At 70.7% G+C, this 20169-nt stretch carries 15 protein-coding genes, 1 pseudogene and 1 riboswitch; of the genes and pseudogenes, 8 read left to right on the forward strand and 8 right to left on the reverse strand.

Annotation, left to right across the window (positions count from 1 at the left end; all coding sequences use genetic code 11):
* Window positions 1–66 precede the first annotated feature (66 nt).
* The 3 genes from ABZ664_RS14805 (at window position 67) to ABZ664_RS14815 (ending at window position 5330) form a co-directional block, all read left to right on the forward strand.
* Window positions 67–1476 (forward strand): DUF1116 domain-containing protein, encoded by a 1410-nt coding sequence (locus tag ABZ664_RS14805; RefSeq protein WP_362508623.1) that lies wholly within the window; start codon window positions 67–69, stop codon window positions 1474–1476.
* Between the two features lie 215 nt (window positions 1477–1691).
* Window positions 1692–3779 (forward strand): protein kinase, encoded by a 2088-nt coding sequence (locus ABZ664_RS14810; protein WP_362508626.1) that lies wholly within the window; start codon window positions 1692–1694, stop codon window positions 3777–3779.
* Between the two features lie 243 nt (window positions 3780–4022).
* Window positions 4023–5330 (forward strand): MFS transporter, encoded by a 1308-nt coding sequence (locus tag ABZ664_RS14815; protein ID WP_362508629.1) that lies wholly within the window; start codon window positions 4023–4025, stop codon window positions 5328–5330.
* An 82-nt stretch (window positions 5331–5412) separates the two neighbouring features.
* Here the strand turns inward: ABZ664_RS14815 and ABZ664_RS14820 are convergent, their stop codons facing one another.
* The 3 genes from ABZ664_RS14820 to ABZ664_RS14830 all read right to left on the reverse strand — a co-directional run bounded on the left by ABZ664_RS14820 (window position 5413) and on the right by ABZ664_RS14830 (window position 10324).
* Window positions 5413–7008 carry a bifunctional 3'-5' exonuclease/DNA polymerase gene (locus tag ABZ664_RS14820; protein ID WP_362508632.1) on the reverse strand — a complete coding sequence of 532 codons (1596 nt, stop codon included), beginning with the start codon at window positions 7006–7008 and terminating at the stop codon, window positions 5413–5415.
* 35 nt (window positions 7009–7043) lie between these two features.
* Window positions 7044–8552: a metallophosphoesterase gene (locus ABZ664_RS14825; RefSeq protein ID WP_362508635.1), complete on the reverse strand. Its 1509-nt coding sequence runs from the start codon at window positions 8550–8552 to the stop codon at window positions 7044–7046.
* A gap of 197 nt (window positions 8553–8749) precedes the next feature.
* Entirely contained in the window at window positions 8750–10324 is a 1575-nt protein-coding gene (locus ABZ664_RS14830; RefSeq protein WP_362509228.1) for an FAD-binding oxidoreductase, read from the reverse strand.
* A gap of 46 nt (window positions 10325–10370) precedes the next feature.
* On the opposite strand from ABZ664_RS14830, the gene ABZ664_RS14835 reads away from it, so the two are divergent.
* The 4 genes from ABZ664_RS14835 (at window position 10371) to ABZ664_RS14850 (ending at window position 13999) form a co-directional block, all read left to right on the forward strand.
* Window positions 10371–10973, forward strand: a complete 603-nt coding sequence (locus ABZ664_RS14835; protein WP_362508638.1) for a TetR/AcrR family transcriptional regulator — start codon at window positions 10371–10373, stop codon at window positions 10971–10973.
* Window positions 10970–12505, forward strand: a complete 1536-nt coding sequence (locus tag ABZ664_RS14840) for a glycerol-3-phosphate dehydrogenase/oxidase (RefSeq protein ID WP_362508641.1) — start codon at window positions 10970–10972, stop codon at window positions 12503–12505. Before ABZ664_RS14835 ends, ABZ664_RS14840 begins: the two co-directional genes overlap by 4 nt.
* Before the next feature lie 126 nt (window positions 12506–12631).
* The gene (locus ABZ664_RS14845; RefSeq protein WP_362508644.1) at window positions 12632–13579 is read left to right on the forward strand and encodes a sucrase ferredoxin; all 948 of its coding nucleotides are present in this window, start codon (window positions 12632–12634) and stop codon (window positions 13577–13579) included.
* 105 nt (window positions 13580–13684) lie between these two features.
* Window positions 13685–13999 carry a WhiB family transcriptional regulator gene (locus tag ABZ664_RS14850; RefSeq protein WP_012893126.1) on the forward strand — a complete coding sequence of 105 codons (315 nt, stop codon included), beginning with the start codon at window positions 13685–13687 and terminating at the stop codon, window positions 13997–13999.
* A gap of 182 nt (window positions 14000–14181) precedes the next feature.
* Here the strand turns inward: ABZ664_RS14850 and rsgA are convergent, their stop codons facing one another.
* Window positions 14182–15300: a ribosome small subunit-dependent GTPase A gene (gene rsgA / locus ABZ664_RS14855; protein ID WP_362508649.1), complete on the reverse strand. Its 1119-nt coding sequence runs from the start codon at window positions 15298–15300 to the stop codon at window positions 14182–14184.
* A gap of 355 nt (window positions 15301–15655) precedes the next feature.
* A complete protein-coding gene (gene glyA / locus ABZ664_RS14860) occupies window positions 15656–16912 on the reverse strand; it encodes a serine hydroxymethyltransferase (protein WP_362508652.1) in 1257 nt (418 codons plus the stop codon).
* Window positions 16913–16944: 32 nt separating this feature from the next.
* Window positions 16945–17023: riboswitch (ZMP/ZTP riboswitch) on the reverse strand.
* Window positions 17024–17038: 15 nt separating this feature from the next.
* Between glyA and ABZ664_RS14865 the strand changes: the two are divergent.
* A pseudogene (locus ABZ664_RS14865) lies at window positions 17039–17134 on the forward strand (IS5/IS1182 family transposase); the annotation flags it as partial.
* 89 nt (window positions 17135–17223) lie between these two features.
* On the opposite strand, the gene ABZ664_RS14870 reads toward ABZ664_RS14865, so the two are convergent.
* The 3 genes from ABZ664_RS14870 to ABZ664_RS14880 are packed head-to-tail and all read right to left on the reverse strand — an operon-like array spanning window position 17224 to window position 20092.
* Window positions 17224–18771, reverse strand: a complete 1548-nt coding sequence (locus ABZ664_RS14870; protein ID WP_362508655.1) for an MFS transporter — start codon at window positions 18769–18771, stop codon at window positions 17224–17226.
* Window positions 18768–19469 carry a hypothetical protein gene (locus ABZ664_RS14875; RefSeq protein WP_362508658.1) on the reverse strand — a complete coding sequence of 234 codons (702 nt, stop codon included), beginning with the start codon at window positions 19467–19469 and terminating at the stop codon, window positions 18768–18770. The genes ABZ664_RS14870 and ABZ664_RS14875 overlap by 4 nt, the downstream gene beginning before the upstream one ends.
* Window positions 19466–20092 carry a helix-turn-helix domain-containing protein gene (locus tag ABZ664_RS14880; RefSeq protein ID WP_362508661.1) on the reverse strand — a complete coding sequence of 209 codons (627 nt, stop codon included), beginning with the start codon at window positions 20090–20092 and terminating at the stop codon, window positions 19466–19468. The genes ABZ664_RS14875 and ABZ664_RS14880 overlap by 4 nt, the downstream gene beginning before the upstream one ends.
* Between the last annotated feature and the right edge of the window lie 77 nt (window positions 20093–20169).

A 20169-nucleotide genomic window follows, 5' to 3' on the forward strand; every position in this document is an offset into this window, starting at 1 on the left:
GGGCTCGTTTCAGGCTCGGGTCTCCGGGCCCGTTCCCGGCCCGGGTTTCAGCTTCGAGGAGAAGTGATGACGCTGTCCATGCTTTCCGGCGAGCCGGAAGTGATCACGGTGGGGGCCGACGTGCTCGGCGAGGCGCTGGACGCGCAGGCCGTCTCGCGGGTCCGGGTGGACTGGCGCCCGCCGATGCCCGGCACCGAGGCCGACCTGGCCAGGGTGCTGGCCGACCCGCGCAGGGTCCGCGCCAACGAGACGGCCGTGGGCCGCCTGGTCACGGCGCGGCCGCAGCTCGTCGGGGTACGGCCCGCGCACGAGGTGCTCGACCTGCCGAAGGGCACGTTCCTGCACGCCGGCCCGCCGATCGAGTGGGAGCGGGCGTCGGGACCGATGCGGGGCGCGCTCATCGGGGCGATGCTGCTGGAAGGGCTCGCCGCCGACCCCGAGGAGGCCGAGGAGCGGCTCGCCTCCGGGGGTGTCCGGTTCGACTCCTGCCACCACCACCGCGCCGTCGGGCCGATGGCGGGTGTGGTCACCCCGTCGATGTGGATGTTCGAGGTGCGCGACGCCGAGCATGGCGGCACCGCCTACTGCTCGCTCAACGAAGGGCTGGGCAAGGTGCTGCGCTACGGCGCGTACGGGCCCGAGGTGCTGGAGCGGCTGCGCTGGATGGCCGATGTGCTCGGCCCGGTGCTCCAGGCCACCCTGGAGCGGAGCGGGCCGCTCGATCTCAGGTCGCTCGCCGCGCAGGCCCTGCAGATGGGCGACGAGCTGCACAACCGCAACCGCGCCGCCACCTCGCTGATGGTGCGTGAGCTCGCCCCCGACGTGGTGGAGGCCGCGCCCGGCCACGCCGCCGAGGTCCTGCGCTTCGTCAACGGCAACGACCACTTCTTCCTCAACGCGGGCATGGCCGCGTGCAAGGTGAGCACGGACGCCGCGAGGAACGTCCCCGGTTCCACGATGGTCGTCGCGATGGCCCGCAACGGCACGGACTTCGGGATCCAGGTCTCCGGGCTGGGCGACCGCTGGTTCACCGGCCCCGCGGGCGTGCCTGACGGTCTCTATCTGGGCGCCTACGGCCCCGAGGACGCCAACCCCGACATCGGCGACTCGACGATCACCGAGACGGCGGGGCTGGGCGGCTTCGCGATGGCCGCGGCCCCGGCGATCGTGAGGTTCGTCGGCGGGAACGTGTCGGACGCGATGGCGGCCACCCGGTCCATGTACGAGATCACCCTGGCCGAGCATCCCGCGTACCAGATCCCGGGGCTGGACTTCCGGGGCACGCCGGTCGGCGTCGACGTCACGCTGGTGGCCAGGACCGGCCTGCTGCCCACCGTGAACACCGGTATCGCCGGACGGGTCTCGGGAACCGGGCAGGTCGGCGCGGGGCTGGTCAGTCCGCCCGCCTCGGCCTTCACCTCGGCCCTCGCCGCCCTCGCCGCGGCGGCCGATCATGAACACACGGCTACGTATTGATCTTTTGTCTATTAAGATTGGGTAAAGCTGACAATTTCTCCATCCGCCGGTAGCATTCGGCGACGTTCAGAGCGTGGACGCAAGATCAGTGATCTGAAGAGCACCGATCCTGACAAATACCGTCATACGCCTTCTCGGCATGCAAACTTCCATAACCAAATGCCCTCCCGATATCGTGTCCACCGCACAGGGCTGGTTTTGGGGAACGGGGAACGATGACCGATCGCTTGCTCGGGAGAAACCCCCTGGGGCCTGAGGGCGGCGATTCCGCGGGCGGAACACCGGAAGGCCAGGGCCGGCTGGTGGGCAGGCGCTACCGCCTGATGTCACCGGTCGGACGTGGCGGGATGGGCATGGTGTGGCACGCGCACGACGTCCTGCTCGACCGGGACGTCGCGGTCAAGGAGTTGATCCTTCCCTACGGCCTCGACCACGCGGGCAAGCAGGGAGCCCACCGGCGGATGCTGCGCGAGGCCCGCTCGGCGGCCCGGCTCAGCCACCCCGGCATCGTCACCGTCCACGACGTCGTCGAGGAGGACGGCCGCCCCTGGATCGTGATGGAGCTGGTCCGCGCCTGGTCGCTGGAGCAGGCCGTGCGGCAGAGCGGGCCACTGCCCGTGGTCCAGGCCGCGGAGATCGGCGTCCGGGTGCTCGACGCGCTCCGCCACGCCCACGCCGCCGGGATCATGCACCGCGACGTCAAGCCGGGCAACGTGCTGCTCACCTCCGACCGGGTGGTGCTCACCGACTTCGGCATCGCCGCGATCGAGGGAGACGTGACGGTCACCCAGACCGGCCTGATGATGGGCTCGCCCGCCTACATCCCGCCGGAACGGCTGTCGGGCCAGCCGTTCACGCAGGCCTCCGACCTGTGGTCCTTCGGCGCCACGCTTTATGCGGCGGTCGAGGGGCGCCCTCCCTACGAGGGACCGGACGCGGTGGCCGTGCTCGGCGCGATCCTCACCCAGGAGCCCAGCCGCCCGCAGCGGGCCGGTGCCCTCATCGCCGTCATCGAGGGCCTGCTCCGCAAGAACCCCGCCGACCGGATGAGCGCCTCGCAGGTGTCGGACCTGCTCGATCGGGTGCTGCGCAGCCACGGCTCCAGCACCCCGAACCGCGCGCCCAGCCCCATGCCCTCGTCGATGCCGATCCCGGGCGACTCCATGCCGATCCACCTGGTGCCCCCGCTGAACGTGCCGTCGGGGCCGCCCCCCTCCCGGATCATCGAGACGCCCTCGGGGCCGATCCGGGTCCCGTACGCCAACGACTCCTCGGGCGGCGACGCGCTCTCCGGCCCTTCGAGGTCGCACCGCGCGGACCTGCTCTCCTTCCCCGCCTCCGGCTCGGGCGGGTTCCCGCAGGCGGGCGGGGCCACCGGTCTGACCGGCGGGCACCAGCGCGGTTACGACGCGCTGCGCATCCCGGCCACCGGACCCGACGGCGACCCGTTCGACCCGCTGAGCAGTTTCTCCGGCGACCTGCACATCGCACCGTCGCCGGCACTGTCGCCCGCGCAGCCGTCCGCGCCGCGTCACGGCGGGCAGAGCGAGGCCTCCAGGGCTCGTGAGGCGACGCTCCGGCCCACCCCCTCGGCGCGGGAACCGTCCTCCCGCACCGCCGTACGGGACTCGCGGTCCGTCACCTCGCCCGGCCGGAGCGGGATGCGCGGGACCTCGCGCCGCGCCCGGGGAAACAGCGAGGGCGGCCCCGACTTCCGCCTGCTCATGCTCGGCGGGGGCGGCGTGCTGGCCATCGTGGTCGCCGGACTGCTCGTCTTCCTGCCCAGTGATACCTCCGACACCCCGGTCTCCACGATCCCGTCCCCGGCGATCTCCGCGGACGCGCCGGCGACGTCCACCGGGCCGAGCGAGGAGATCCCCGAGGGCTTCAAACTGGCGAGCGCCGCCGGCGTCTCCGGCGCGGTGCCCGGCGACTGGACGGTGAAGGCGAGCTCCGGCGGGGTGGTCACCTTCACCGGGCCGAAGAGCGGCGGGCAGACCATCGTCGTCGCCGAGGTGCCGGTCGAGGATCCGATGACGGCACTGGGCAGGGCCAGCAAGAAGGGCCTGGACGAATACACCGAGGTCGGCGTGACGGCGGTGAACTACCGCACGTGGAAGGCCGCGGACTGGGAGTACACCTACGTCCAGCCGAACGGCGTCCCGATGCACGGGCTGACGCGCTACGTCGCCCTCAACGGCCGGACCGCCTACCAGATCACGTTCAAGGTCCAGGACCTGGACTGGGAGAAGAACTCGGACATCCTGGAGACGTTCTTCGCCACCTTCAGCTCCGTCAGCTGATCTCGGCGACCGGCCGTCACCCCCGATCTTCCCGCCGTCCACCATCCTTCGCCTCACCACCGATCCCTCCCGCCGTTCGTCCTCCTTCGTCTCGTCACAGGTCTCATCGGCCGAACCCCGCCCCACCGTCCTTCACCCCCGCCTCACCGCCGTCCCGCCGCCGTCCCGGTCCCGCCCGCCGTCCACCATGCCGCTCCCGAAATGGTCTCGTGGCGCGGTCATGAGTGATGGCAGACTTCGCTCGTGACCGCGAACCCCACGAACACCACGCCCCCCGGCGCCTCCCCCGGCAGGAAGACGCGAGTCGCCGCCGTACAGCGGCGGACGCTCACCGTCCTGTCCGCCGCCCAGATCAGCGGCGGGATCGGAGTCGCCGTGGGGCTCACCTTCAGCTCGGTGACCGTGAGGGAGCTCTCCGGCTCCACGGCGCTCAGCGGGCTGGCCGGCACCGCGACCGTGCTGGGCGCGGCGCTGCTCGCGCTGCCCACCGCGAAATCGTCCGGGAGGAGTGGCAGGCGCGCCGGGCTCACCCTGGCCTACGGCTGCGCCCTGCTCGGCTGCCTGGTCTCGCTGCTCGCGGTCGCCCTGGGCTCCTGGCCGCTGCTGCTCGCCGGGCTGGTGCTGTTCGGCGCGGCCAGCGCGGGCAACCTCGCCTCGCGCTACGCCGCGACCGACCTGTCCCCGCCGGGGCACTCGGCCAGGCACCTCTCGCTGGTGGTGTGGGCCACCACCGTCGGGTCGGTCGCCGGGCCGAACCTGGCGGAACCGGCCGAGCGGTTCAGCACCGGGCTCGGGATGCCGTCGGGCAGCGGCCCGTTCGCCGTCGCCCTGGTGAGCTTCGCGATCGCCCTCGGCATCATCGTGGTCGCCCTGCGTCCCGACCCCCTGCTCCTGGCCCGCTCCGCATCTTCCGACGCGTCCCCCGACTCCGACACCCCCGCGCCAGGACCCGCCCCCTCGGGGAAGGGCGCCGGGACGTTCCGCACCGCCTGGCGGGTGCTGCGCGGGACACCCGTGGCGGCACGCGCGCTGGTCGCGATCGCGGTGAGCCACACCGCGATGGTCTCGATCATGTCCATGACCCCGGTCCACCTCGACCACGGCGGTTCGACGTACACGGTCATCGGGATCGTGATCAGCCTGCACATCGCGGGGATGTACGTCCTGTCGCCCGTGGTCGGCTGGCTGGCCGACCGGGTGGGCAGGACAACGGTGCTGGTAGCCGGGATGGGGTTGCTGCTGGCCGCGGCCGTCCTCGCGGGCGGGGCCGGGGCGCACGACGTCACGCAGGTGGCCATCGGGCTTCTCCTGCTCGGCCTCGGCTGGTCGTTCGGGCTGATCTCCGGCTCGGCGATGCTCAGCGAGGCCGTGCCGCTGGAACACCGCACCCCCGTGCAGGGCCTCTCCGACCTGCTGATGAACGTCTGCGGCGCGGCCGGCACCGTGATCGCCGGCGTGATCGTCGGTGGCCTGTCGTACGGCGTGCTCGGCGCGGCCGTCGCGGTCATGGTGACGGTCACCGGCGCCTGGCTCGCCCTCACCCGCGCCTGAGCCGCGACGGCCCTCACCCCGGTCCGCTCAACCGGCGCCCGGAAGTGTCCAAAACCGTCCGGGACGCCGGTCCCACCGGGCGTCACTTGGCGTCGGCGTAACACCTGACCGGGACGGCCAGCATGGGGAAGCGCACCGGGGTCGATCCGAACAACAACCGGGTCGCCTCCTCCGCGGCCTTGCCGACCGCCGCGACGACCTCCTCCGCCTGCTCGGCCGGGCAGTGCACCATCACCTCGTCGTGCTGGAAGAACACCAGCCTGGCCGGCTCGGGCAGCAGGCCGCGCAGCACGGCCATCAGCACGAGAGCCCACTCGGCCGCGGTCGCCTGGACGACGAAGTTGCGGGTGAACCGGCCGCGGTCGCGAGCCGCGCGGCCTCCCTCGGGGCCGGAGACCAGCTCCCGCCAGCGGGCGGAGGGCGGGGGCGAGGTGCGGCCCAGCCAGGAGCGGACCACCTTGCCCTCCTCCCCCGCCCTGGCGGCGTCCTCCACGAACTGGTAGGCGCGGGGAAAGCGCCGGCGCATCACGGCCAGCAGTTTGGGCGCGTCTCCGCTGGTGCCTCCGTACATCGCCGACAGCATCGCGATCTTGGCGTTGTCGCGCTCGCCGCCGAACGCCTGCGCCAGTGCCTGATAGAGATCTATCTGCCCGGCTGCCCTCGCGAGGCCGACGTCCCCCGCCATCGCGGCCAGCACACGCGGCTCCAGCTGGGCCGCGTCGGCGACGACGAGCGTCCAGCCGTCGTCGGCCACGATGACCTTGCGCATCAGCTTGTGGATCTGCAGGGCCCCGCCACCGTTGGTCGCCCACCGGCCCGTCACCACGCCGCCCACCACGTATTCGGGCCGGAAGCGGTGGTCGCGCACCCACTGGTCGGCCCAGGCCCAGCCGTGGAAGCTGTAGAACCTGGCCATCTCCTTGTAGGCGAGCAGGGGCGCGACGCCCGGGTGCTCGACCTGCTTGATGTCGTGGGCCCTGGTGGAGGCGACGGGCACGCCCGCCGCCTTGAACGCCCTCACGATCTGCTGCGGGGAGTCGGGGTTGAACGGCGTGCCGAACGCCGCCGCCACCTCGTCGGCCAGGGCCTGGAGCTTGGCGGGTCGCATGCCGTGCACAGGACGCGGGCCGAGCAGGCCGGTCAGCAGCTCGTCGTGCACGTCCCGACGCCAGGGCATCCCCTCCCTCGCCATCTCCGCGGCGACCAGCGCCCCGGCCGACTCCGCGGCGACCAGGAGCCGGAACCGCCCGGGGTCGGCGGTCGCCTCCACGCGCCGCAGCTGGTCGGCGTAGACCTCGGCGACCAGGTTCGCGTCCGGCGGGGGCGCCTCCTCCTCGAAAAGGGTGGCCTGCCGCGCCTGGGGTCCGTGGGGATCGTCGGGCACGGGCAGGCCGTGCAGCCGGGCGTAGGCCGCGGGGGCAGACCTCGGCTCGCCGAACCGCCCCTCGTGGGCGAGGAGCAGGCCCTCGGTCAGCGCGAGGTCGTGGCAGCGCGCGAGCCGCACCCCCGCGGCGAGCAAGGCGGGGTAGACCTCCCGCGTGTCGGCCCAGATCCAGCGCGGCCCACGGGCCTCCAGCTCGCGGACGGCCGAGGCCAGATCGGCGACGGCCTCGGCGGGCTCGCCGTCCACACGCAGCACGCCCCCACCCCCGGGAACCGCCGCGACCGACACGTGCATACGCCCACCCTGCCACGCCGGTACGACATTCTCGATCAGACGAGCGGTATGACGATCTCGTCCTCGACCGGGGGTTCGATCTCCTGCCGCAGGCAGCCGGTGGCGGCGAAGCAGCGGATCGTCAGAGCCTCCGAGGTGACCGAGACGTGCAGGAAGCTCTTGAAGAACGGCGGGGTGTCCCAGTCGGACAGCTCCGACAGGTAGCGGTGGAACGTCCTGCCCACCGGCAGCCGCAGCGGCATCGGCCAGCCGCCGAGGATCCTGGCGGCCCACCGCATCCGCCGGGTGATCGGCACGGCGGGGATGTCCCTCACCGGGGTGTTGCCGATCCGCCGGGACATCAGCGCCGCGCTCTCGTCGGGCGTGAGGTAGAGCCACCGCATGCGCAGCCGGTCGCTGTAGAGCCCGCTGTAGAACGAGAGCGAGTCACCGCGCAGCGGGTAACAGCGGTAGTCGTCCTCGTGCACACCGCCCACGGTGACCCTCGGGATGGTGTGGGTGGCGTGCATGAAGGCCCCTGAGCCGCCCGCCACGAGATACTGGATGGTCCGGTCCCCGACCTTGACCGGGAAGCGCTGGTAGTTGTGCACGTCGCCGCCTATCGCCGCGACGTAGTTGTGCGCGGGGTCGGTGACGATGTCGTCGATGGTGCCGCCGCCGGCCAGCTTCGACGGTTTGTAATCGTTACGGCTGTAGATGGGCTTTCCGGTGATCAGCACCTTGGGCCGGGGGTCGCGGGAGACCTCGCGCAGCCAACCGGCCTGCTCGGAGTCGATGTCGCCGCGGATACCGGTGTCCACCCCGACGATGAGCAGCCCCGGGGTCTCCATCGCCCAGTAGGGGGTGGGCTGCACGGCCCGCTGCTCCGGCTTCGCCCGCAGCTCGCGCGCCCTCGCCAGCCGGGCCTCGTCGATCTTCTCCGGCTTGCGCCAGAGCAGGCCGCGCAACCCCGAGGGCGACAGCTTGAACCCCTCGTTCTCGGCCTCCAGCGCCGGGGCCTCGCAGAAGACACGCATGAAACCACCGAGTCCGTCGTACCAGTCGTGGTTGCCGGGGATCGCGTAGATCGGCGCCCGATAGTCCTGGTACGGGCGAAAGAACTTGTCCTCGTACTCGTTGCCCGAGCCGGTGGGGTAGATCACGTCGCTGGCGACGACCGCGAACGCGGTGCCCTCACCGACTTTGAGCATGCCCGGCACCACGGCGTACTGCGAGGCGTCGCCCTCCCCTGTGTCGCCGAGGACGAGGAAGGAGAACTCGGGGCCGACGTCCATCGGGATGCGGAAGGAGGGGTCGACGCCCCGGTCCCGCTGCGAGCCCACCCAGCGCGCCCTCACCTGCCCCGAGGGGTCTCCGAACAGGATCGCGAGGACCTCGTTCCGTGACCGCCAGATGGTGCGCGGGTTCAGCCAGGAGAAGGTCTCCTTACTGGGCAGCAGGTCCTTGAAGGTGCCCGTCTCGGCGCAGGACCAGCCCGCCCCCTCCTTCGACACCCGGGAGGAGACCTCACGCCCGCGCTCCGCCGCCTGTCTTATGTCAACCATGGCCCATATCTTGGCAATGATCTTAAAGAGCCGCATACCTCTCGGGAAAGGCGGCCGATCTCGAAGCCGTCGGGGGCCGTCGGGGGCCGTCGGGGTAGGTCCGGGTCGCGGCCTGCGCGGCGGAGCGCCATCGAACGTGCGGGCCGGATCGGAGCCTGCCCTGCCCTTCCGTGCCCCTCTGTTACCCTCTGCGCCCGTTATCCACCCGGCGGGACGAGAACACCGGGGTTGAGGATGCCCTCGGGGTCGAGCCTGCCCTTGATCCCGCGCAGGATCTCCACGCCCAGGTCGCCGATCTCGGTCGCGTAGGCCTCCCGGTGGTCGCGGCCGACGCCGTGGTGGTGCGAGACGGTGCCCCCGGCCGCGACAATCGCCTCGTTGACCGACCGCTTGGCCTCCTCCCACTGCCCGACGGGGTCGTCGCCCTGCGCCGTGACGACCGTGAAGTACAGGGAGGCGCCGGTGCCGTACACGTGGGAGATGTGGCACATGACCAGCGGCGAGCCGAGCGAGGCGTGCAGCGAGAGCCGTACGGCGTCGTAGAGGCGGGGCAGGTTGGACCAGAACCCGGCCGTCTCCAGGGTCTCGACGGTCGCGCCGGCGGCGAGCAGCGAGTCGCGCAGATAGGGCGCCGAGTAGCGTCCGTGAACCCATGACTCCCCCGGATCCGTGCCGAGGGGGACGCCTCCGAGCCCGGACAGCACGGCGGCGACCCGCTCGCGCAGGGCGGGCACCTCGGAGAAGCCCTCGTATCCGGCGATCGCCAGACAACCCGCGCCGGTCGGCGAGGCGCCTATCTCGCCGGGGCGCGCCAGGCCCACCATCGTCTCGGTCTCGTCGGACAGGCGCAGCACGGTGGGCACGACGCCCTGCTGGACGAGGTGTCGCAGCGCGGCCGATCCCTCCGCGAACGACGCGAACCGCCACCCCTCGTAGACCCGTTCCTCGGGCGCGGGCCGGACGCGGAGTCTCAGGGAGGTGATCACGCCGAAGGCCCCCTCCGAGCCGAGGATCACCTGGCGCAGGTCGGGCCCGGCCGCCGACTTGGGCGCCCGGCCCAGCTCAAGGGTCCCGCGCGGAGTGGCCACGGTCATGCCGACCACCATGTCGTCGAAGCGCCCGTACCCGGCCGAGGCCTGCCCGCTGGAACGGGCGGCGGCGAAACCTCCCAGCGTGGCGTACTCGAACGACTGCGGAAAGTGACCTAGGGTGAACCCGTGCCCGGCCAGAAGCCGCTCGGCCCTCGGGGCCCGGAGCCCTGGCTCCATCTCCGCGACCATCGACTCGGCGTCGACGGCGATCAGCCGGTCCAGACGGGCCAGGTCCAGCGCGACGACACCGGCGAAGCCCTGTCTGCTCGCGACCAGGCCGCCGACCACGGAGGTTCCGCCCCCGAAGGGGACCACGGCGATCCGGCGGGCGGCGCAGACGGCCAGCACCTCCAGCACCTCGCGGTGCGAACCGGGCAGCACCACCGCGTCGGGCGCGTCGGAACCGTCTCCGGCGCGCATGCGCATCAGGTCGGGGGTGGACTTGCCACGGGTGTGCCGGACGCGGGCCTCGTCGTCGGAGCGCACGTGATCGGCGCCGACGACGCCGCACAGTTCCGCGTGCACGGGCGGCGAGAGGGTCACGGCGGGCAACCGCACCTCGCCGAACTCGGCGGCCCGCTCTGGACGCGGACTCACGCCCAGCACGTCGTGGAGCAGTTTTCTCACCGGTTCCGGCAGGTCGGCGGCCTTGCCGGGGTCCCCCCAGCCGGACCAGAGCATGGGCTCGGTGGCACTCGTCTGATTTTCCACGCTTACACTGTGACATATGACGTCTATTCGTCACAATGCGGACGCGGAGAGCGGTGGCCAGGTGCTGGACGCCGCCCGCGAGGTGGTCCTCGCGGTAGGGGTGCGACGCGCCACGCTCACCGACGTGGCACGCAGGGCCGGGCTGTCCCGCATGACGATCTACCGCCGCTGGCCCGACATGCGTGCCCTCGTCGCCGACCTGATGACCCACGAGTGGGTGCGCGTCGCGGACCGGTTCGCGACCGGAGACCCTGTCACCTCCGCGGTGGCGGCGGTACGGGCGCTGCGCGACCACCCGCTCTGGCGAAAGATCGTCGAGGTGGACCCGGAGCTGCTCCTGCCCTACCTGCTGGACCGCAGGGGGGCGAGCCACGAGGCCATGCTCGCGCTCGTCGAGGCGGCGATCGTCCGAGGCCAGGAGGGGGACACCGTGCGGCACGGTGACCCGGCGAGGATGGCCAGGGCCGTGTTGCTCACCGCCCAGTCGTTCCTTCTCTCCGGCCCGACCATGCTCGACCCTGCCGGTCCCGACACCCCGGACGGCACGGTCGGTCCGGTCAGCCTGGACGATCTGGACGCCGAGCTCGCCACGCTCCTGGAAAGGTACCTGCGACCGTGAACTCCTCTCTCAACGCCACCCGCCGCGCACGCGAGCTGACCGAGGTACGCGACCTCGTGGTGGACGTACTGGTGGTTGGGCTGGGCGCGACCGGCGCCGGGGCGGCGCTCGACGCGGCCTCCCGAGGCCTCTCCGTCGCCGCGATCGACGCCCACGACATCGCCTTCGGGACCTCCAGGTGGAGTTCCAAGATGATCCACGGCGGGCTCCGCTACCTGGCCAAAGGACAGGTCGGGGTGGCGTACGAGAGCGCGGTGGAGCGCGGGCACCTACTCGGGCGCACCGCGCCGCACCTGGTCAGCGCCCATCCCTACCTGCTGCCGCTCGCCCCCGAGGTCTCCCGCCGCCAGGCGGCGCTGCTGATGACCGGATACCGCCTCGGCGAGGGGCTGCGGGTCGCGGCACGCACGCCCCGCCACCTCCTGCCCGGCCCCTCACGGATCTCCGCCGCGCAGGCTCTCGCCCTCGCCTCGCCGCTGGACTCGCGCGGGCTGCGCGGCGCCCTGCTGTCATGGGACGGGCGCCTGACCGACGACGCCCGCCTGGTGATCGCTGTGGCCAGGACGGCCGCGGCCCACGGGGCGAGGATACTGACGCGCTGCCGTGCGCTGGAGCTGTCGGGCGACGGCGCGCTGGTCCGTGACGAACTCGACGGGGACATCTTCACCATCCGGGCCAGGACGGTGGTCAACGCCACCGGCGTCTGGGCCGCCGGACTGCACCCGGGCATCCGGCTGAGCCCTTCGCGCGGCACCCACCTGGTGCTGCGACCGGAGACGCTGCCCGGCCTGGCCGCGGGGCTGCACGTGCCGGTTCCCGGGGAGAGCAACCGTTTCGTCCTCGTCCTTCCCCAGCCCGACGGGCGGGTCTACGTCGGGCTCACCGACGAGGCGGTGGACGGCCCCGTCCCCGACGTGCCGCAGGCACCGGAGGAGGACGTGACCTTCCTGCTGTCCATCCTGAACTCCGTGCTGGAGGAGCCGATCCGGCGCGAGGACGTCGCCGGGACCTACGCGGGGCTGCGGCCACTGCTCGCAGGCGCCGGCGGCGGGCGCAGCGCCGACCTGTCCAGGAGGCACACGCTGCTGAGCACGCCGGACGGGCTGGTGACGATCGTGGGCGGCAAGCTCACCACCTACCGGCGGATGGCCGAGGACGCGGTCGACCGGGCCGTGTCACTGGGCCGGCTCGACGCGGGACCGAGCCGCACGGCGGATCTTCCCCTCGTCGGGGCCGGCGGCGCACGCCCTCACAAGGACGCGAACGGCGACGAGCGCGAGGGCCGGGAGGCGGACCGGCTGCTTGAGCGGTACGGGAGCGAGGCGTCCGCCGTACGCTCCCTGATGGCGGAGGACCCCTGGCTGGCCGAGCCCGGGCCGACCGGGGTCACCGGGGCCGAGCTCGTCTGGGGCGTCAGGCACGAGGGCGCCCTGGACGTGGACGACCTCCTGGACCGGCGGACCAGGGTCGGCCTCGTCCTGCGGGACCGCGACGCGGCCCTCCCCCTGGCGCGTGCCGCACTGGCCTACTGACGCCTGCCCGCCGGAGCCGGAAAGGCCACCGGCGTGTCGCCTTCACCCACCCGTGATCGTTTCGTTCCTCGCCACCCTTCTCTCACCATTAGGTTAGTCTTACCTAAGTCAGAGCGAGGAGAGATCGTGAGCACGGGGAGTGTCGTGGGCAGGGCGGACAGAGCCGTCAAGGGGTGCATCCACCCTCCGGGCTGTCATACCGGTGAGCTGCCGGTCCACGCCAGCGCGACCGTCGGAGCCCGCTTCTGGCTGCTCATCGAGCACCCCGGCCCCTGGGCCTCCCACCTGGAAGACTGCGACCTTCCCAAGGAAGTTCACACTCTTATCAAACGGGCCACGCGGCTCGGCATCCGCCCCCAGCTGATCCGCCGCCCGGGGCGCAGAAACCTCGCGGAAACCGGCATTCACGTCATGGTCGCCGACTCCGGGTCGGCCGAACCATGGATCGCCGAAGGCGTCATCGCAGGTCCGGACGATCTTAACCTTGACAGCGTGGTGGCCGGAGTGGTCCCGGAGTCCTGCATACTTGTGAGTGAGCCGGTTTTTCTGGTCTGCACGCATGCCAAGCGCAACGCGTGCTGCGCCCGCATTGGACTACCCCTCGCTCGGTCCTTGGCAAAAACATTGCCGGACACAGTATGGGAAACATCACATGTTGGCGGCGATCGATACGCCGCCAACCTCGTGTGCTTGCCACACGGGCTTTACTACGGCAGCATGTCTCAGGCTGCTGCGATCGCGGCAGCCAACGCGTACCGGTCCGGCGAGGTCATCCTCGACCGTTTCCGGGGACGCGCAGGCATCCCTGAGCCACTGCAGGCCGCTGAGCATTTCATCCGCGTTCATACGGGTGATCTCTCGGTTGGCGGAGTGGCCGTGGAATCCTCCAGGTTGGACGGCGCCGTCACCGAGGCATTTGTGCGCGGTAATGGCACCCGTTTTCGGGTAGTGGTTGAACCCATGACGCTGACAACGCCATGCGGTACGGCTTGCGCCGATACGATCACTACCTACCGGCTGGTCACGCTGGACAGGGTAGCCCCTGTGCGGTACGCCACGTCCGCGCTGACCTGACCTGAGGGAACATCACGGCCAATCCAGGCGTTGTCCTCAGGGACGTCACAAGCGTCCAATGCGGCATCAACCAGAAATACCCTCTCACTATAAGGTGGTTTTCTCATGTCTCAGGTACGTCGGCAGACCGCCCGGCCTCGGCCCAGCTGGGGCTGGCAGGATGACGCCGCGTGCCGGGGCGAGGACCTCGTGCTCTTCTTCGGTCCCGACGGCGAGCGTCAGCCCGAGCGTGACATCCGCGAGCGTAAGGCCAAGGCGATCTGTGCCCAGTGCCCTGTTCGCGCCGAGTGCCTGGACTACGCGCTCTCCCGTCCGGAGAAGTACGGCACCTGGGGCGGTCTGAACGAGGACGAGCGCGCCTCCGAGCGTCGCCGTCGTATGCGCCGCGCCGCCAGCGCCGGCATCAGTGCCGTCGCCTGAGCAGTACCTCCACCCGGCTTCCCCCGCACGTGTGATCTCGCGAACCCCCTGCGAGATCACACGTTGTCGCGTCGGGCCCCGCGCGTGCGGCCCCCCGGAACGGGCGACCGCACGGCGGGTTTCCCCCGCGCTTTCGGTTCCCATCAGGGCCCATCGGTTCCCGTCAGGGCCCTTTTCGCGTTTCAGGGCCTGTTGCGGCCCGCCTTCCGCATCTCCTTGGTGATGCTCTTCCATTTGCCCTGAAGCTCCTTGCGGAGCCGCGCGTCAGTCCTGGACGCCATCCACGCGGCCTCCCGCTGAAGCTTGTTCCAGCTTTCCAGCCGCCGCTCGGGAAGCGTGCCGTCCTCGATCGCGGCGATCACGGCGCAGCCCGGCTCGCTGTCGTGGTGGCAGTCGCCGAACCTGCACCGGGCGGCGAGCTCCTCCAGGTCCGAGAAGACCATGTCCACGCCCTCGCCCATGTCGTACAGGCCGATGCGGCGGATACCCGGTGTGTCGATGATGAGCCCGCCTCCCGCGAGCGGGATGAGCTCGCGGTGCACGGTGGTGTGACGGCCCCGGCCGTCGCCGGCCCTGACCTGCTGGGTCTCCATCACCCCCTCCCCCGCCAGGGCGTTGACGAGCGTCGACTTGCCCGCCCCCGAGGCGCCCAGCACCACTGCGGTGCGCGTGCCCTCAAGGTAGCCGCGGACGATGTCGACGCCCTCGCCCGTGACGGAGCAGACCGGGTGCACGTCCACACCCGGCGCCGCCGAGGCGACCTCGTCCATCAGGAAGCCGAGGCCCTCGCCGATCAGGTCGGACTTGGTGACGAGCACCACGGGGCGCCCCCCGCTCTCCCAGGCGAGCGCGAGCAGCCGCTCGATCCTGCCCAGGTCGGCGGTGTCGGTGGCGTGCAGGGCGGGTTCCGCGACGAAGACGACGTCGACGTTGGCGGCGAGCACCTGGCCCTGGGAGTCGCCGGAGAGCCCGCCCCTGGAGACCCTGGCGACGCCGCCGCGCACGAACGCGGTGCGCCGGGGCAGAAGCGCCTCCAGCTCGAAACGGCCCTCGGCCAGGCGGCGGAGCCCGGCCCAGTCACCGACGCAGGGCAGGGCCACGGGATCGGCGGCGGCGTCGCGCCGCACCCTGGCGCCGTAGTGGGCCCGGAGATGACCGGAGGCCGTCAGCACCTCGGCGGCACCGCGATCGACGCGGGACACCCGGGCGGGGGTCAGGCCTGCGGGAAGCTCGGCGGCGAGAGAGTCGTTCCAGCCGAGCGAGGTGAGAACGGATGAAGAAGAGATGATTGGCGAAGACAACGTAAGCACCCTTGTGGAAGGCCGGGTGCCTCGTCGCGAATCGGCTAGGCGGGCACCCGGAGGTTGATGGACGGCAGGCTCACCAGAACAACCCGCATGCTTCCCACCTCCTGTCGCCTCGTGGCCGCGCGTTTCTCGAACGGCTTCTCCGGGAGAACCCTAGCGCACCGCCTCCCGTCCGGCGCAAACACATTTACCGCCTCCCCCGGGCTGAGCCCGGGGGGTTTCAACCGGCCCGCAGCCGGGGCGCCGCCCGGCGCGGCGCGAACCGGCAAAGATCCCCCCAAGGGCGGTACCGATGATCGCCATCGGGGTGGAGATCACCCCGATGGCGGCCCGCCCTGCGGGGGTACGGTCACAGACCGGGGGCGGGGAAGTGGGAGGTGAGCTCCCTGACCTCTCCGTGGACCCGGGTGATGACGTGCTTGGCCTCGTCCTCGTCCTTGGCCAGGGCGGTGACGACCTGGTCGATCCAGGCGCCGATCTGCCGCATCTCGGCGACGCCCATGCCCCGGCTGGTCACGCCCGCGGTGCCGATGCGGATGCCCGAGGGGTCGAACGGCTTGCGCGTGTCGAAGGGCACGCTGTTGTAGTTGGTCTCCAGCCCGGCCTTGTCGAGGGCCTGGGCGGCGGGCTTGCCGCCGATGCCCTTGGGGGTGAGGTCGAACAGGATGAGGTGGTTGTCGGTGCCGCCGGAGACCAGGTCGAAGCCCCGGGCCAGGAGTTCCTCGGCCAGCGCCCGCGCGTTCAGGACCACCTGGCGGGCGTAGTCCCTGAACTCGTCGGTCGACGCCTCCTTGAGCGCCACCGCGATGGCCGCGGTGGTGTGGTTGTGCGGGCCGCCCTGCAGGCCGGGGAAGACGGCCTTGTTGAGTGCGGTGGCGTGCTCGTCGGAGGTGGCCATGAGCATGGCGCCCCGGGGACCGCGCAGGGTCTTGTGGGTGGTGGTGGAGATGACGTCCGCGTGGCCCACGGGCGACGGGTGTGCGCCACCGGCCACCAGGCCCGCGATGTGCGCGATGTCGGCGGCGAGCACCGCCCCGACCTCGCGGGCGATCTCGGCGAAGGCCGGGAAGTCGATCGTGCGCGGCACCGCGGTGCCACCGCAGAAGATCAGCTTGGGCCGTTCGCGCAGGGCGATCTCGCGCACCTCGTCCATGTCGACGCGGCCGGTGTCCTGCCGCACGCCGTAGCGGACCGGGTTGAACCACTTGCCGGTGGCCGAGACCGACCAGCCGTGGGTCAGATGGCCGCCGAACGGCAGGCCCATGCCCATCACGGTCTCGCCCGGCTTCAGGAAGGCCAGGTAGATGGCGAGGTTGGCGGGTGAGCCCGAGTAGGGCTGCACGTTGGCGTGGTTCACGCCGAACAGGGCCTTGGCCCTGTCGATGGCAAGGGTCTCGATCTGGTCGATGACCTGCTGGCCCTCGTAGTAACGCTTGCCGGCGTAGCCCTCGGAGTACTTGTTGGTCAGGACGCTGCCGGTGGCCTCGAGGACGGCCTTGGAGACGTAGTTCTCCGAGGCGATCAGCTTGACGGTGTCGGTTTGCCGCCGCTCCTCGGCCTTGATGAGTTCGGCGATCTGCGGATCCACGCTGGAAAGAGCACTCATGCGCCTTCACTCCCCTGTCGTCGTCGACATCGCGCGAAGACCCAGGCGCTCGGCCTCCTCGCCCTTTCGCTCCCCGGTGGTCTCTCCCACCTTATGCGCCAGTCGCGGCTTAGACGATAGCGGACTAGGTGGGTGGTGGAGATGGCGCTGTCCTGGCTGATGACGTATCGGCGGCTGGCCCGTGATTATGAGCGTCAGCCGCCGATCAGCGAGGCGATGATCCGATGGGCCGTGACCAACGTGCCGGCACGGCCCATCACCCTAGGTCATCCCGCTCATGTTCCGCTGATCGATGGACGTACGCGGCCCCGTCATCGCGCGTACACCTCGCCAACCTGCTCACCTGGATCGGCTGCCTGGTTTCGCAGCGTGAGGTACGCCAGGACGGCAAGGCCGAGGAACACGCCTGCGGCGGTTCCGCCGACGATGTGCACGGCATGGGCGAAGGCTTCATAGGCGGCTTCCGCGAGCGGGCGACCAGCCGCTTCGGGGAGTGCGGCGGCTGCGGCGAGGGCGCTCTCGAGCCCTGCCAGCGCGCTCTGCGGCTGATCGGGGGTGAGCACGGGCGAGAGGTGGGCTCGGTACGCCAACGTGGCGACACTGCCGAGCGTCGCCACACCGAGCGCCACGCCCAGCTCACCGCTGGTCTCGGAGATCGACGCCGCGGAGCCGGCCTTCTCCTCCGGGGCGGCGGTCATCAGCGCGTTGGCGCCGAGCGACATGGGCGCGGCCACACCGAACGAAGCCAACGACATCCCGATGACCAGCGGAGTGAACTGCCCGACCTGGGCCTGGGTAAGCAGCGTGAAACCGATCGCGCCCACGATCAAACCGGCTGCCATCACCGTCGCGGGCTGCAACTTCTTGGCCAGGACCGGTGCCGTGACGAAGCCGAGGATCATGGTGATGTTCTGGGGGATGAGCCACAGGCCGGCCTCGAAGGGCGACAGCTTCGCCACCGACTGGAGGTAGACCGCGGACACCAGCGAGGTGCCGGACATGACGACGCCCCCGAGGCCCGTCAGTGCCAGCGCACCGCTGAACGCCGCGTTCTTGAACAGGCCAAGGTCGACCAGAGGTTGCGAGAGATGGCGCTGACGCCGAAGGAAGGTGTATCCGACCACCAGGCCCGTGATGACGGAGAGGCAGGGAAAGAGCGTCCAGCCGGTCCGGGCAAGCTCCTTGATTCCCCAAGCCATCGACAGGATGGCGAGCAGGGAGAGGGTGACGCTCGGCAGGTCGATCATGCCGTGGCCGTTGTCCTTGGATTCCGGGAGGAGCCCTGGTCCCACCGCGAGCAGAAGCAGCATCACCGGCACACCGATGAGGAAGACCGAGCCCCAGCCGAAGGTGTCGATCAGGGTGCCGCCGATGATCGGTCCGACGAGCATGCCGATCATGAAGCAGCCGAACCAGACGCCGAGCGCCATCGGCATCGCGCCGGTGTCAGCGAAGATCGTGCGGATGGTGGCCAGCGTCGTCGGCATCAGCGTCGCACCCGCGATCCCCATGAGCGCCCGGGCTGCGATGAGCATCTCCGGGCTGGTCGAGAACGCGGCGATCGTGGAGGCGACGCCGAATGCCGCGGCGCCGATGAGCATGAGTTTGCGGCGGCCGATCCGATCGCCGAGCGAGCCCATCGTGATGAGGAACCCGGCGAGCATGAACGAGTAGATGTCCAGGATCCACAGTTGGTGGGTCGCGGTCGCGCCGAGTTCGCGGGTCAGCGTCGGCAGGCCGAGATAGAGCACGCTTACGTCGATCGACAGTAGCAGTGCGGGCAGCGCGAGGACGAAGAGGCCGGCCCACGCCTTCTTCGTGGGCTTCCTCTCGCTGGCCGCCTGGGACTCGGTCGTCATCGCGCCGCCACCGTCCCGTAGAGGTTCCGCAGCCAGCCGGCCCAAGCGTCCGACGCCTCCTGCTCCGGGCGCGCCTGATCGCCGTACTCGTACGCACCGATCGCGACCGGCGCACCGAAGTGGTTGCGGCCGAAGACCCGCAAGAGCGTGTCCTCGGTGCGTACGCCGATGAAGGTGTCGTTGTGGAAATCCAGCACTCCCTGCTTGGCGTCGGCGCCCGGCACCGGCAGGGTGAGCTTGGAGCCCGCGGGTGTGCTCGGATGGATGCCCCAGGCGGCGCGGACCTTGTCGAGCGCGTCGGTCGTGATCGACGACTCCGGCGCCAGGACTTCGAAGTGCCGGAAGCGCCGGCCGGGGAAGTGCGTAAGGTACTGCACGAGCGTGTGCATGTACAACTCGGTGTGGCGGCGCGCCCCGTCGTACTGGTTTTCCCAGTCATCGGTGAAGATGCCGCTGTGCACGTACCGGATGTAGGAGCCGGTCTGGGTCTGCTCGATGTCGAACTCGATCTGGTTGAACCAGTCGCCGATCTCCATGCGTAGCACGCTCCGGCGCGGCGGCTCCCATACGAGTGCCGTGGTGTCGGTCATGTCGAACGGCATCGACCAGGCATCCGAGTCTCGCGTCACCGCGTCCCAGACATCCTGCGGCGTAGCTGACAGGGCACCTTCGTGCTCTATTCGGAAGTCCTTGCTCATGATTCGATCTCCGTGTTCGGGCGCGCAGCGTTGACTGCGGCGACCGGCTTGACTTGCGGGTGAAGTGCGACGACCAGGCGATGGCGGCGGCCGGTGGGGGCGTGTTCGTCGTGGTACTTGCTCACCAGGGTCGCCGTCATCCGGGCGAGTTCGTCGACGAACGAGGCTCGCTCCCGGGCGGAGGCGAAGACGACCTCGCCGTCGATCGCGAACGTGGCCACCTGCGTGTTGGCGCGGGTGGCGCCGCCGATGAGCTGCCCGATGTCGCGAACGAGGCGCACCACGACGGCGAGAAGCCAGCTCGCCGACTGCTGGTCTGGTGAGCGTCGCGGGTCGGGGGTGAGCTCGCGGAGCACGTCTGGCGTGATCACGTAACTGAGAGCCGAAGCCTGATAGAGCCTCTCGACCATGTTGCCCTTGCGGCGCTCCTCCACCAGCTCCGCCAGGCCGCGGCTCTCAAGCGTCCGCAGGTGGTAGTTCACCTTCTGGCGAGGAAGGCCGACCCGCTCGGCGAGCATGCTCGCCGACGCGGGGGACGCGAGCTCGGCCAGCAGCCGAGCCCGTATCGGCACGAGCATGACCTGAGCCCTTGCCCGGTCGTCGATCACCTCCACTGCATGCATGGCGCACAGTCTGTTCGCCAATGCCTAGTTTTGTCTAGACGATAATTTTCTGATTGACAAAATAAACTATCGGCTGC

It is taken from the genome of Streptosporangium sp. NPDC006930 (genome assembly GCF_040635605.1).
Lineage (GTDB): Bacteria > Actinomycetota > Actinomycetes > Streptosporangiales > Streptosporangiaceae > Streptosporangium.